This is a genomic window from Porphyrobacter sp. LM 6, from assembly GCF_001720465.1.
Lineage (GTDB): Bacteria > Pseudomonadota > Alphaproteobacteria > Sphingomonadales > Sphingomonadaceae > Erythrobacter.
Window position 1 is genome coordinate 1,283,535 of sequence record NZ_CP017113.1, and the last position, 12,604, is coordinate 1,296,138.

Sequence of the window (12,604 nt, forward strand, 5' to 3'; positions counted from 1 at the left end):
ACGCGAAGGGCCGGACCGGGTATTCCCCGATCCGGCCCTTGCTGTTCTGGCGCTGCCTTACTTGACCAGGTTGTCCGAGATCGAACAGGCCGCCGGGCCAAGGATGACCACGAACAGGGTCGGCAGAATGAACATGATCAGCGGGATGGTCATGATCGCGGGCAGACGGGCGGCCTTTTCTTCGGCGCGCATCATGCGCTCGTTGCGGAATTCGGCCGACAGCACGCGCAGCGCGCTGGCCAGCGGCGTCCCGTAACGCTCGGTCTGGATCATGGTCGTCACCACGCCCTTCACCGCTTCAAGATTGACGCGGTAGGCAAGGTTGTTGAAGGCCATCTTGCGTTCGGTCAGGAACGACAGTTCGATCGCGGTGAGGGCGAATTCGTCACCCAGCTCCGGATAGGCGCGGCCCAGTTCCTTGGCGACGCGGTTGAACGCGGCGTCCACGGTCAGACCGGCCTCGGCGCAGATCACCAGCAGATCGAGCGCGTCAGGCAGGCCCTTCTGGATTTCCTTGGTGCGCTTGGTCGCCTTGTTGCCGATGTAGAGCTCCGGACCCTTGTAGCTCAGGAACACGATGATCGCGAAGGCGAACAGCCGCTTGAACGGGCCCATCGTCGGCCACAGTTCGATGCCGTAGATCAGCAGCGCGGCAAGGCCGCCCAGCACGACCGGCAGGATCGCCCGCAGGCCGATGATGATGACCGCCAGTTCCTTGTTGCGGTAGCCGGCGTAGGCGAGCTTCTGCTGCACCTCCTTGACCTGGCTTTCCTGCAGCACGTTGAACTTGCTGAGGCTGTCCTTGACCTTGTCGGTCGATCCGGTGCGGCGCACCAGGCTGGCGCGCTTCTTCGAGCCCGAGACGACGATCCCGGCCTTGAGCTGTTCGCGCCGGCCCTCGAGCGCCTTGACGCGCTTGGCCATCGGATCGCGGATGGTGACCGCCGCATAGATGGCGAGCATCACCGCGAAGGCGGCCATGCCGGCCAGAATGGTGCCGACGAGAATAACGTCGAAACCGAGCAGCATGGGGCCGTTGGGTTGGTCGATCATGGTCTGGTGCCCCTCGCGTCAGATTTCGAAATTGACCATCTTGGCCATGATGAACACGCCGATGGCCATCCACACGCCAGCGCCAAGCCCGGCCACGATCAGGCGATCATCGTTGAAGAAGCCGCCCATGTAATCCGGGTTGATGTAGGAGATCAGGCCGAACACGATGAACGGCAGCGATCCCACGATGTAGGCCGAGGCCTTGGATTCCGAGCTCATCGCGCGGATCTTCAGCTTCATCTGCCCGCGCTTGCGCAGCACTTCGGCGAGGTTCGACAGCGTTTCGGCAAGGTTGCCCCCCGTTTCGCGCTGGATCGCCAGCGTGATTGTGAAGAAGTTGAATTCCGAAATCGCCAGACGGTCGGCAGTATCCTGCAGCGCGTCTTCCATCGTCTTGCCGACCTTGATGCGATCGATCACGTTCTTGAATTCGATGCCGACAGGCCCGGGCACTTCGGTGGCCACGATGCCGAGGGTTTCGGTCACCGGCAGACCCGAACGCAGGCCGCGCACGAGCAGTTCGATGCCGTCGGGGAACTTGGTGATGAAGGCTTCGGTGCGCTTGTTGATCGCGCGGCTGACGACGAAGTGCGGCACGCCTGCACCGACCACGAGGCCGACACCGAGCGACAGCAGCGGCGCCTTGCTGAGCACCAGCACCACCACGGTAACCGCGAGAGCGAGGCCGGTCGAGGCGTAGATATACTGGCTGAGCGTCCAGCCCTTGCCGGTGCGGTCAAGCCGCGCGGCCAGCGCTTCCATGCGTGAGCCCGACCCCTTGACCTTGTAGGTCTTGGGCTTGCGGGCGGCGACGGCGCGCTTGAACTGGGCGTCCACCTTGGCATCGAGGCTTTCCGAGTGCCGGAAACGCAGCGCTTCCATCCGGCGCTTCTGCGCCTTGGCCGCGCCCGATCCGCCGACGAGCAGATAGCCCACGACCAGCACGGCGAAGATCACCGTCGTGATGAGCAGGGTTTGGAAAAAGTCCATGCTGTTGCTTCCTGCCTGGTGCCGCATTCATGCGGCGGCCGTGTTTCTGTGCCGCCCGGCGGGGAAGCGATGCGCGGGTAGGGCGCATCGGCTCCCCTGGCCGGACTGGGCGCTTATGCTTCTGCCGGTTCGCTCTTCGCCTTCTTGGCGAGCAGCGACTTGAGATCGAAGCCGCCAAGCAGCGACTTGCGCTCTTCGCCGAAGCTGGAGAGGTCTTCCCCGTTCACGCCAGCGACGCGCTCGGCAATCTGGCGGATCGCCGCGGTTGCCTTGCTCGAACGGTTGGCGTCGACGAACACCTGACCCAGCTTGGCCGCGTTCGAGGCTGCCTTGATGTCGTAAGGCACCACGAAATCGATCTTGCGTTCGATCGAGGCTTCGAAATCGGCCTTGCTGATTTCGGCGACGGCCGGCTGGACCTTGTTGGCGACGATCATCGGGTGAGCGTGACCGGCGTTGGTCTTAAGCCACGACAGGATGCGGATCGTGTCGCGGGCCGAAGCCAGCGTCAGCTCGCAGGTCAGCACGACGAGGTTCACGTCGGCCAGCAGCTGCGGGAAGTTGATCAGCATGTTGCGCGGCAGATCGATGACGGTCATCTCGAACGCCTGGCGGAACTCGTCCTCCAGTTGCACGAAGGCCGAACCATCGGTCATCAGCGGCTGGTTGATCGGAGCTTCGGCCGACAGGATCGACAGGTTGTCACCGGCGCGCACCATGGCACGTTCGATGAACAGCGGGTCGATACGGCTCGGGTTCTCGATCGCGTCGGTCAGGCCGCGGCCCGGTTCGAGATCGAGCGCCAGAGCGCCGGTGCCGAAGTGCACGTCGAGATCGAGCAGCGCGGTCGGCGACTTGTGCTGTTCGCTGAACAGCCAGGCCAGCGAGGTCGCGATGGTCGAAGCGCCAACGCCGCCGCGGGTCCCGACCACAGCGGTCGAGATGTGCCGCTTGGGCGAATCCGCGTCACCAGCCTTGGGCGACATGAACACCGCCAGCGCCTGATTGAGGCAATCATGCACCGCCTGCGGCGACAGGGGCTTGAGCAGGTAGTCATGGATGCCGCTCGAGAGCAGGTCGCGATAGAGGCGCACGTCGTTGACCTGACCGATGGCGATCACCACCGTGCCGGGTTCGCAGACTTCAGCCAGCGCGTTGATGTCGTTGAGCGGATCGCCGCTTTCCGACAGGTCGACCATGAGGATCGCCGGGCTGGCGCTGACCGAGAGCGATTGCACCGCGTTGCGCAGGCCACCCTTGTTGCACTTTTCCGTCTGCCAGCCCAGTTCGATAACCACGGGACGGATCACGTCCAGCGCGTTGTCGTCGCAGATATAGGCCGCGAAGGGATCGCGATTGCCGGGCAGGCCGGATTTCCAGGGAGCGTTCATGGGTCAGTTTCCTCCTGAACCGCCGGAGCCGCCGCTGCTGCCGCTGCCGCCGGTTGCATCCATCAGCCCGCCCTTGCCGGTCGGAGCCGTTTCACGATAGGTCGAGATCGCCTTGTTCGAGGTAACGATGACCGTCTCGCTCGAACCCTTCTTGCCTTCGAGCAGATCCTGCGGATCAGCGACCATTGCTGCCAGGTTGCTGTTCGTGGCACAGCCGAAATTGGGGCTGGTGGCGTTCTTGTAGTTCATGTCCGAATTGGCCGACCAGTCGGGGCAACCCGGGACCGAGGCGGTCGAACGGGTGATCACCACGCGGGCCGAGCCGGGATTGACGAAGCCGCTGGTCACCGGCGCGGTTTCGCTCACCATCATGCCGTAACGGCCTGCCAGTTCGCGGATCGCATTGGCGACAGCGGGGTTCTGCCCCGGATTTTCGATCGCGATGCGATCACCGTAACGCAGGTCCATCGTCTGGAACCAGCCGTCGAGACGCTGCTGTTCCGAGATCGGCAGACCAGACGGGCTGGTGGCGACATCCAGCGTGAAGCTGGTCCGTTCGACCACCGCCTGCTTGGTGCTGTTCAGCGAGGCGTTTTCCGCCATGCCGCCGCAACCAGCCAGACCGAAGCCGAGCGTCAGCGCGAGGGCGAGGGCCGGAATCCGGGCCATCGATTTGTGTCGTGCAACAGGCATCGTACTCACCTTTCTCACGTTAGAGGCTGAAGCCCGGGACAGCGGCGCTCGCAGCGCGTTCGTCCTTGCGGTTCTTCTTTTCGGCGCGGCGCGGCTGTTCCGGCTGCGTCGGGATGATGGCGGCCGGATCGGCCTCACTCACCTTGGGCTGGGGTGCTTCAGGCTGCGAGGAAGTCGGCATCGGACGCTGTTCGCCCGACACGCCGGCATTTTCGCGGTAACCGAGGAGCTGCTGGAACTCATTCGCGGCACGGAAGCCGTCGGTCGGCAGCTTGATGTCCTTGGCGTCGACCGGCTTGACCAGATACGGGGTGACGATGATCACCAGTTCGGTTTCGCCGCGACGGAATTCGCGGCTGCGGAACAGGTTGCCGAGGATCGGCACGTCACCAAGGCCCGGGGCCTTGTCGAGCAGGTTCTGCGAATTGGCGCTCATCAGGCCGGCGATCATGAAGCTCTGGCCCGAACCCAGTTCCACCGTCGTTTCCGTGCGGCGGGTGGTGAGAGCCGGAACCTGGAAGCCGTTGAGCGTGATCGAACCTTGTGTCGACAGCTCGGAGACTTCCGGACGCACACGCATCGAGATGCGGCCGTTGGCGAGCACGGTCGGGGTGTAGGCGAGGCTCACACCGAACTGGCGGAACTGCACCGTCACCTGGCCGAGGCCCTGAGCAATCGGGATCGGGAATTCGCCGCCCGCGAGGAAGGTCGCGGTTTCGCCCGAAAGCGCGGTGAGGTTGGGCTCGGTAAGGGTGGTCACCAGACCCATGCGTTCAGAAAGGTCGAGCGCGCCAAGCACGTCGATGCCGAACAGCTTACCAAGTGCACCAAGGCTGGTGCCGCCCTTGGAGTCGATGCCCGGGCCGGCAATGTCCTGAGTGACGGGCAGGCCTTCAGCGTCGAACACCGGCAGGCCGTTCGCGCCAATCACTGGCACGGTGACAGTCGGGTTCTGGACGCCATTGCCGACGCCCAGCGGGCCGCCGTAATTGAAGGCCTCGCCGCCAACCGAGCGACCGGTGCCGACGCCGAAGCGGAAGCCGCTCGACCCGTCGGCGGTTTGCAGGTTGCCGCCGATCTGGCGCAAAAGGCTGCGGCTGACTTCGGCGAACTTGACCTGCAGATTAACCTGAAGCGGGGTCGCGGTCTTGAGGCGGCTGATCACATTGGCTTCTTCGCCAAGGAAGGCCTTCACCAGACGCTCGGCTTCCGCCGCATCGTCGGGAGCGCCCACGGTGCCGGTCAGCAGCACGGTGTTGGTGCCCATCGTCGACACGCTCACCTTGGCATCGGGCATCGCCATCGCCAGCATCTGATCGACGCTGCCGATGTTCGAGCCGACCCGGACATTGGCCGAGAAGATGATGTTGCCGCTCGCGTCGCTGGCATAGATGGTGGTTTCACCGCCCGCCTTGCCGAACACGTAGAGCTGACGCTGCGACTTGATCTGCACATCGGCGACCGCGTCGTTCGAGACGAACACGTCAGCCATGTTGCCGGGCACGGTCACCAGTTCCCCGCGGCCGATCGAAAGGACGATCTCCGAACCGGGGCTGACGACCTGCTGGGCGGTCGCGGTGGTCGCGGGCATCGCGGCCATCGGGACGACTGCGAGCGCAGCCACCAGCAGCTTGGTCTTGAACTTGCGAGTCATGCTTTGGCCCCCCTTGGGTTTGCCAGTGGCCGCCTGGTTACAGAGCGGTTGATGCGGAATGGTGGTCGGCATGGTCTGATCCCCCTCAGTATGCCGCGGTCATCGAGGCGGCCGGCACCGTGGAGCCTGCACGCTTGATGTTGCGCGACTGGCCGCTGAGGATCATGCCGGTGTCCTTGGCGTTGACCTGCTCTTCGCTGGTCGAGGTGCCACGGCTCACCCGGACGCTCGGGCCACGATAGACCGGGGCCGGGTTGCCCGCGCCCTGAGGATTGTAGCTCGGCTGCGGAGCGTAGGACTGCGCGGCAGGCGAATTCTGACTCGGCATGGTCGAACGCTGGAAGCGCGAGATGTCACCACCGGTCACAGCGCTCACACCCTTGTCGATCGGGCGCGACATGGCCGCCTTGAGCAGCTTTTCTTCCTGATCGGGGGTGGCATTGGCCGGGATGTTGACATCGCCCGAGGCAATCGCACGTTCGAGGTCCGACGGATTGTCGGCGAGCGAGCGCAGCGACAGGCTGAGCGTACCCACGGTCTGCGCCACGGCGACCTTTTCGGCCATCTTCGGCGTCACTTCGAGCGTGACGGTCTGGAATTCCTTGACCACGGTCTTGCCGTTTTCATCGGTGGTGGTCTCGGTGGCCTGGTCGGTGGCGAGCACGCGCAGGTTGCGCAGCACGGTTTCGGCGGTGTGGAGCTTCTGCTGCCCGCCTTCGCCTTCGATCTCGGCGCTCATCACCAGGTCGACGCGGTCACCCGGGAAGACGAAGCCGCCGACAGCGGTCTTGGCCGACACCGGCACCGTCACGGCGCGCATGCCCGGCCCGAGAGCCGCCGCAAGGAAGCCGCGGTCGCCGGGGCTGACGAGCGAACCCTGGGTCACCGGCTCGCCGGCGGTCACAGGATAGCGCACGACAGTGCCGAGCAGCTTGTTGAGGTCAGCTTCGCCGTCGATGAAGTAGGCGTCGCGCACCAGCTCCTTGGGCCAGGGCTGGTAAACCAGCGCATCGGCCGTGATGATGGTGCCAGCGGTCAGAGCGCGCTTGGCGACAAGCACGCGCGGGCCGGTGGGTTGGGCGGCAGCTTCGGCTGCGGGGGCTGCGCCTCCGGCGAAGATGCTGCGTGCGGCAAAAGCGGTCCCGATTGCGATGATCAGCGCGCCGATCAGCAGAACCAGTTTCTTCCTATCCATGGCTGACAAAGCCCCCTTGAAAGCGCCCGTTGGTTGATAGCCGGGCAGGTATGGTTTCGATGGTTACGTCCTGATTGGTTAAAATCGGGTTCACGCCGTTAACGCGCTGGTTGCGCCGTCCGGGAGGTAGTTTGCCGCGAGCACCCAGAGCCCGCCGAAAGCGATCGCCACCCCATAGGGAATGGCCAGCTTGTCCTTTTGCTTGCGGGCGGTGTGCCAGAAGAACATCACCACGGTCAGCACGCCGCCCGCGATCGCCATGATCACCAGCAGCTGCACAAACATCGTCGGCGGGATCCACAGCGCGAGCGCGGTCAGCAGCTTCACATCGCCGCCGCCCATCATCCGCATGGCGAACATCCCGGCCAGCACGGCAAAGGCCGCCAGGGCCACGCCCAGCTGCATCGCCACGCCGGGCCACAGCGACAGGCCGCTGGCCCACCAGAAAGCGGGCGCGGCCAGTGCGATGGCGGCGTTCAGCCAGTTGTCGATCTGACGCCGGCGGAGATCGGTGAATGCGGCCACGACCAGCGCAATTGCCAAGGCGATCAGCAGACCGTAGTGAATGGTGCTCGTCAACATTGTGCCCCCGAAGTTGCCGTGCGACAGGCACGGGCGGTCCTTCATTGGGACAGTGCTACAGGGTATCACTTACCAAATAGTAACCACGCTCGGAGGCGCGCTATTCACGACAACCGGACAGACGCAGCGGCGGCTGGAGCGATCGATCGCCGCGCGATTCCGCCCCATGCGGTGGAAGGCACCTGGGCGGCGCGCGATGGTCATGCGATCCGGCGGATCGACTGGCCGGGCGCGGCTGGGACGGCGCGGGGATCGATCCTGTTCCTTCCGGGGCGCGGCGATGCCTATGAGAAATATCTCGAGACGCTGGAAGAATGGCACCGCGCCGGATGGCGGGTGACGGCGGCTGACTGGCGCGGGCAGGCGGGTTCCGGGCGGCTCGGCAAGGATGCGGTCACCGGTCATATCGAAGACTTCGGCATCTGGGTGGCTGATCTGGCCGCGCTATGGGCCGATTGGGTCGCCGAAACGCCCGGGCCGCATGTGCTCGCGGGGCATTCGATGGGCGGCCACCTGATCTTGCGCGCGCTCGTCGATCACCGCGTCAGTCCTGATGCCGTGGTGCTGAGCGCGCCGATGACCGGCATGAACGGCCCCCCGCTGCCGCTGCCGGTGCTGCACACTGTCGCCAGGCTTATGTGCCGGATCGGCGATCCGACGCGGCAGGCGTGGAAGTGGAGCGAGAAGCCGGGCGAACTGCTCGCGGCGCGCGCCAATCTCCTCACCCATGATCCCGACCGCTATGCCGACGAGCAATGGTGGCGCGATCACCGCCCGCAGCTGGTGATGGGTCCGGCAAGCTGGCGCTGGGTCGAACGCGCTTATGCCTCGTGGCGGCAGCTTGAAGCTCCGGGCGTGCTCGAACGTGTGACCGTGCCGGTGCTGTTCATCTCCACCTCGGCCGACAAGCTGGTGAGCCACGCCGCCAACCTGCGCGCCGCGCGCCGCCTGCCGCATGGCGAGATGGTCGCCTTCGGCCCGGAAGCGCATCACGAGATCCTGCGCGAAGGCGACGCTGTGCGCGGCCGCGCCGTGGCGGCGATTGCCGAGTTTCTTGACCGGGTGGTGCCTCACGCATGATCTATGATGTCGCCGTGATCGGGGCCGGGATGGCCGGGGCGGGGCTGGCTGCCGAGCTTGCGCCTTATGCCCGCGTGCTGCTGCTCGAGGCGGAGGATGCCCCCGGCTACCACGCCACCGGCCGTTCGGCGGCGTTCTGGGAAGAAACCTATGGCGGCCCCGGCGTGGTGCCGTTGACGCTCGCATCCGGCACCTACCTGCAAGAGCACGGCTTCCTTACCCCGCGCGGCGCCCTCTATGTCGGGCGCGGGGAAGACCGCGCGGCGATGGATGCCCATGTCGCGACCTTTGCTGGCACCGGTGTCACCATCGAGCGGCTGTCTCCCGAGGCGCTGGCCGACAAGGTGCCGCATATCCGCCGCGAATGGACCGAGGCGCTGCACCAGCCGGCCTGCGCGGACATCGACGTGGCCGGGCTGCACCAGCACTATCTCGGCGCAGCGCGGCGGCTGGGGGTCGATATCGCCTGCCGCGCGCGGGTGGCGGGGATCACGCGGGCCGACGGCGTGTGGACGATCACCGGCGAGCGCGGCGAGACATGGCGCGCGGTAGCGATCGTCAATGCCGCAGGGGCTTGGGCCGATTACATAGCGGTGCTTGCCGGTGTGCGCCCCGTCGGCATCGCGCCATTCCGCCGGACTGTTGCCGTGCTGCGGGTCGAACCGCAGGCGCCTGCCGATTTGCCTCTCGTGCTCGACATCAATGGCGGCTTCTATTTCAAACCCGATGCAGGGCGCCTGTGGCTCAGCCCGCATGACGAAATCCCGTCGGAACCCTGCGATGCCGCGCCCGAGGAGATCGATGTCGCCATCGCCATCGACCGGTTCATGGCTGTGACCGACTGGCGGATTGCGGCGGTCGAACGGCGCTGGGCAGGGCTGAGGAGCTTCGCGCCCGACCGCCTGCCCGTCTATGGCTTCGATCCGGAGGCCGACGGCTTCTTCTGGTTCGCGGGGCAGGGCGGCTTCGGCATCCAGACCGCGCCCGCCGCCGCACGGCTGGGCGCTCAAGTGCTGCTCGGACAGGGAGCAGATGCGATCACCGCACGGATCGATCCCGCTGTCTATGCACCCGACCGATTGAAGTCGCGCGCCGAGGCGATATCGGCCTAGCCAAGGCCTGCATGATCTGGCAGGTTCGCAAGCCCAATCAGACACAAAGCGAAGGGGAAGGCCAGTGGCGCATACGTTCGAAATCTACAAAGACAACGCCGGCGAGTTCCGCGTGCGGTTCAAGTACAACTCGGAAGTGATGTTCTCGACGCAGGGCTATTCGAGCAAGGCCAGTGCGCAGAACGCGATCGATTCGATCAAGAAGAACGGCCCCGACGCCGCGGTCGAAGACAACAGCTGATTTTTCGCCGCGCTTAGGCGCGGTTCAGACCACCTGCCCCACCTCCCCACCCGGCCACCAATGATGCCATCAGGATATGGTGGCCGGGTGGGGAGGTGGGGCGGGTGGTCCGTGCCACCACAAGGTGGCCGCCAACACGAGGTCAGGCGGGGTTAGGTGGGCCCCGCCGCCTGCTTCACGGCCTCGGCGCTCGCGAGCGCGTCGGCCCGCTCGTTCTCCGGGTGGCCCGCATGGCCCTTCACCCATTCCCATGAAACCTTGTGCGGATGCACCGCTTCGATCAGCGCGCGCCACAGGTCTTCGTTGGCGACGGGCTTCTTCGCGGCGTTCACCCAGCCGCGCTTTTGCCAGCCGAAGATCCACTGGGTCATGCCGTCGATCACATAGCGGCTATCGGTATGGACCGTGACTTTGCACGGCTCCTTGAGCGCGCTGAGGCCACGCAGGATCGCGGTCATCTCCATCCGGTTGTTGGTCGTTTCAGGCTCGCCGCCGACGAGTTCCTTTTCGTGCCCGCCGCTCCGCATGATCGCCGCCCAGCCGCCGGGGCCGGGATTGCCCTTGCACGCGCCGTCGGTGAAGATGTCGACCTGTTTCATCGGCCAATGCCTTGGCGGGGCAAGCCTCAGCCCGCAAGCACCGCCGCGCCGCTATCCGCGTAAAACCGCCAGCGCGCGGCGAATTGCATCGGGTCCTTGCGGGTGACCAGCGCATCGTCGGGCGTATCGAGCCAGTCTTCGGCGCGGCTCGCCACGAACCGCAGGCAGGCACCCTTGGCAACTTCGGGAAACAGCGCGCGTTCCTCCGCTTCGAGCGGGCGGACGCTTTCATACCCTGCGACCAGCGCGCTGCTGAGTTCCGGCAGATAGCGGTTATCCGCGCCAAAGCACCACGCCGCGTGCGTCACCGCCAGATCGAGCACCATAGGCCCGGTGCAGGCGAAATAAAAATCGATCAGCCCCGTCACCTTGCCGCCCAGCATCAGCACGTTGTCGGGGAACAGATCGGTGTGGGTCTGCGATTGCGGGAGCGCCGACAGATCGAGCGCGGCGGCGGCATCGGCATGGCCGATCATCGCGGGCAGATCGGGGTGGATGGTCGCCAGCCGCTCTGCTCCGCACGCGTCAAGGATCGCGGCGCTGGCGGCGAAATCCATCGCGTTGGCGCGGCTGTGCGGGAAATCCTGCGCGGCGAGGTGGAGCTTTGCCAGCACCTCGCCCACGGCCCGTGCCTGCACCGCGCTGGGGCGCGTTGGCGATACGCCCGGCAGGAATTCGATCAGCGCAGCGGCCTTGCCTTCGACCATGCGGTAGGATGCGCCTTCGCGGTCGTGCATGGTGCGCGGCACCGGGCAACCCTTGGCCGCGAGATGATCGAGCAGATCGAGGAAATAGGGCAGATCGGCATAGTCGATCCGCCGTTCGTAGAGCGTGAGGATAAAGCGCGTGCCGCTGTTGCCCGAACCTGTCGTCTCAACCAGCCAGTTGGAATTGGACACGCCCTCGGCAATGCCCTTGGCCATCACCAGATCGCCCACGTCATATTGCGCGATCAGCCGGGCGAGATCCTCGGCCCCGAGATGGGTGTAGACCGCCACTGACTCCCCGCCTGCGCTTCTATTCGGTCAGCTGGCGCGGCAGCTTGAAGACCATCTTCTCGACCGTGGCGGTGATTTCCTTTTCGCGGATGGTGCGTTGTTCGCCCAGCGCCGCCACCACTTCGCGCACCAGCACTTCGGGCGCCGATGCCCCGGCGGTGAGCCCCAGTGTCTCGACCCCTTCGAGCCACGCGAAATCGATCTCGCTGGCGCGCTGGATCAGCTTGGCGGGGGTGCCGAGCCGTTCGGACACCTCGACCAGTCGCAGTGAATTGGACGAATTGGGCGCACCGATCACCAGCACAAGATCGCAATCATGCGCTAGTTCCTTGACCGCCGCCTGGCGGTTGGAGGTGGCGTAGCAGATGTCCTCGGCACGCGGGCCGGAGATGTTGGGATAGCGCCATTCGAGCGCCTGGATCACCTCGCGCGTGTCGTCCACCGAAAGCGTGGTCTGGGTGAGGTAGGCCAGTTCCTCATCGGAATCGAACGGCAGCTTGTCGACGTCCTCGATGGTTTCCACCAGCGTCATCTGTCCCGGTTCGACCTGCCCCATCGTGCCGATCACTTCAGGGTGGCCTTCATGGCCGATGAAGATGATGTGGCGGCCCTTTTCGATCTGGCGTTCGGCCTGGCGGTGGATCTTGCTGACCAGCGGGCAGGTGGCATCGACATAGAGCAGGTTGCGGCGCTTGGCTTCGGCCGGCACCACCTTGGGCACGCCGTGGGCGCTGAACACCACCGGGGCATCATCGGGCACTTCGTCGAGTTCCTTGACGAAGATCGCGCCCTTGGCCTTCAGCCCTTCGACAACATATTTGTTGTGGACGATCTCGTGCCGGACATAGACCGGTGAGCCATAGCGTTCGAGCGCCTTCTCGACGATCTCGATCGCGCGGTCGACCCCGGCGCAGAAGCCGCGCGGGGCAGCGATCAGCAGATTGAGCGGCGGGCGCTCGGCAGCGGGGGCATCGGATGCGGGAAAGGGCGCGTTCATATTGCTCCCTCTAGCGCTT

At 65.4% G+C, this 12,604-nt stretch carries 13 protein-coding genes; 3 read left to right on the plus strand and 10 right to left on the minus strand.

What is annotated here, in order from left to right; all coding sequences use genetic code 11:
* Positions 1-57: 57 nt before the first annotated feature.
* The 7 genes from BG023_RS06045 to BG023_RS06075 all read right to left on the minus strand — a co-directional run bounded on the left by BG023_RS06045 (position 58) and on the right by BG023_RS06075 (position 7,558).
* Positions 58-1,053 carry a type II secretion system F family protein gene (locus BG023_RS06045; RefSeq protein ID WP_069309657.1) on the minus strand — a complete coding sequence of 332 codons (996 nt, stop codon included), beginning with the start codon at positions 1,051-1,053 and terminating at the stop codon, positions 58-60.
* 18 nt (positions 1,054-1,071) lie between these two features.
* Positions 1,072-2,043 carry a type II secretion system F family protein gene (locus tag BG023_RS06050; RefSeq protein ID WP_069309658.1) on the minus strand — a complete coding sequence of 324 codons (972 nt, stop codon included), beginning with the start codon at positions 2,041-2,043 and terminating at the stop codon, positions 1,072-1,074.
* A gap of 113 nt (positions 2,044-2,156) precedes the next feature.
* On the minus strand, positions 2,157-3,434 hold the full coding sequence (locus tag BG023_RS06055; RefSeq protein WP_069309659.1) for a pilus assembly protein CpaE: 1,278 nt from the start codon (positions 3,432-3,434) through the stop codon (positions 2,157-2,159).
* A gap of 3 nt (positions 3,435-3,437) precedes the next feature.
* Positions 3,438-4,127: a CpaD family pilus assembly protein gene (locus BG023_RS06060; RefSeq protein WP_069309660.1), complete on the minus strand. Its 690-nt coding sequence runs from the start codon at positions 4,125-4,127 to the stop codon at positions 3,438-3,440.
* A gap of 19 nt (positions 4,128-4,146) precedes the next feature.
* Positions 4,147-5,781, minus strand: a complete 1,635-nt coding sequence (locus BG023_RS06065) for a type II and III secretion system protein family protein (protein ID WP_069309661.1) — start codon at positions 5,779-5,781, stop codon at positions 4,147-4,149.
* Positions 5,782-5,866: 85 nt separating this feature from the next.
* A complete protein-coding gene (gene cpaB, locus BG023_RS06070) occupies positions 5,867-6,976 on the minus strand; it encodes a Flp pilus assembly protein CpaB (protein WP_069309662.1) in 1,110 nt (369 codons plus the stop codon).
* Between the two features lie 90 nt (positions 6,977-7,066).
* Positions 7,067-7,558: an A24 family peptidase gene (locus tag BG023_RS06075; RefSeq protein WP_069309663.1), complete on the minus strand. Its 492-nt coding sequence runs from the start codon at positions 7,556-7,558 to the stop codon at positions 7,067-7,069.
* 171 nt (positions 7,559-7,729) lie between these two features.
* On the opposite strand from BG023_RS06075, the gene BG023_RS06080 reads away from it, so the two are divergent.
* The 3 genes from BG023_RS06080 to BG023_RS06090 all read left to right on the plus strand — a co-directional run bounded on the left by BG023_RS06080 (position 7,730) and on the right by BG023_RS06090 (position 9,991).
* Positions 7,730-8,638 (plus strand): alpha/beta fold hydrolase, encoded by a 909-nt coding sequence (locus BG023_RS06080; protein WP_233993089.1) that lies wholly within the window; start codon positions 7,730-7,732, stop codon positions 8,636-8,638.
* The gene (locus BG023_RS06085) at positions 8,635-9,750 is read left to right on the plus strand and encodes an NAD(P)/FAD-dependent oxidoreductase (protein ID WP_069309664.1); all 1,116 of its coding nucleotides are present in this window, start codon (positions 8,635-8,637) and stop codon (positions 9,748-9,750) included. Before BG023_RS06080 ends, BG023_RS06085 begins: the two co-directional genes overlap by 4 nt.
* A 64-nt stretch (positions 9,751-9,814) precedes the next feature.
* On the plus strand, positions 9,815-9,991 hold the full coding sequence (locus BG023_RS06090; protein ID WP_069309665.1) for a YegP family protein: 177 nt from the start codon (positions 9,815-9,817) through the stop codon (positions 9,989-9,991).
* A 152-nt stretch (positions 9,992-10,143) separates the two neighbouring features.
* On the opposite strand, the gene rnhA is transcribed toward BG023_RS06090, so the two are convergent.
* From rnhA to ispH, 3 genes are read right to left on the minus strand one after another with little or no spacing between them, the layout of a single operon-like run.
* Positions 10,144-10,590, minus strand: a complete 447-nt coding sequence (gene rnhA / locus BG023_RS06095; RefSeq protein WP_069309666.1) for a ribonuclease HI — start codon at positions 10,588-10,590, stop codon at positions 10,144-10,146.
* Positions 10,591-10,616: 26 nt separating this feature from the next.
* Complete coding sequence (thrB, locus tag BG023_RS06100) at positions 10,617-11,588, minus strand: homoserine kinase (RefSeq protein WP_069309667.1); 972 nt, start codon at positions 11,586-11,588, stop codon at positions 10,617-10,619.
* Between the two features lie 19 nt (positions 11,589-11,607).
* Positions 11,608-12,585 carry a 4-hydroxy-3-methylbut-2-enyl diphosphate reductase gene (gene ispH, locus BG023_RS06105; RefSeq protein ID WP_069309668.1) on the minus strand — a complete coding sequence of 326 codons (978 nt, stop codon included), beginning with the start codon at positions 12,583-12,585 and terminating at the stop codon, positions 11,608-11,610.
* Positions 12,586-12,604: the final 19 nt, after the last annotated feature.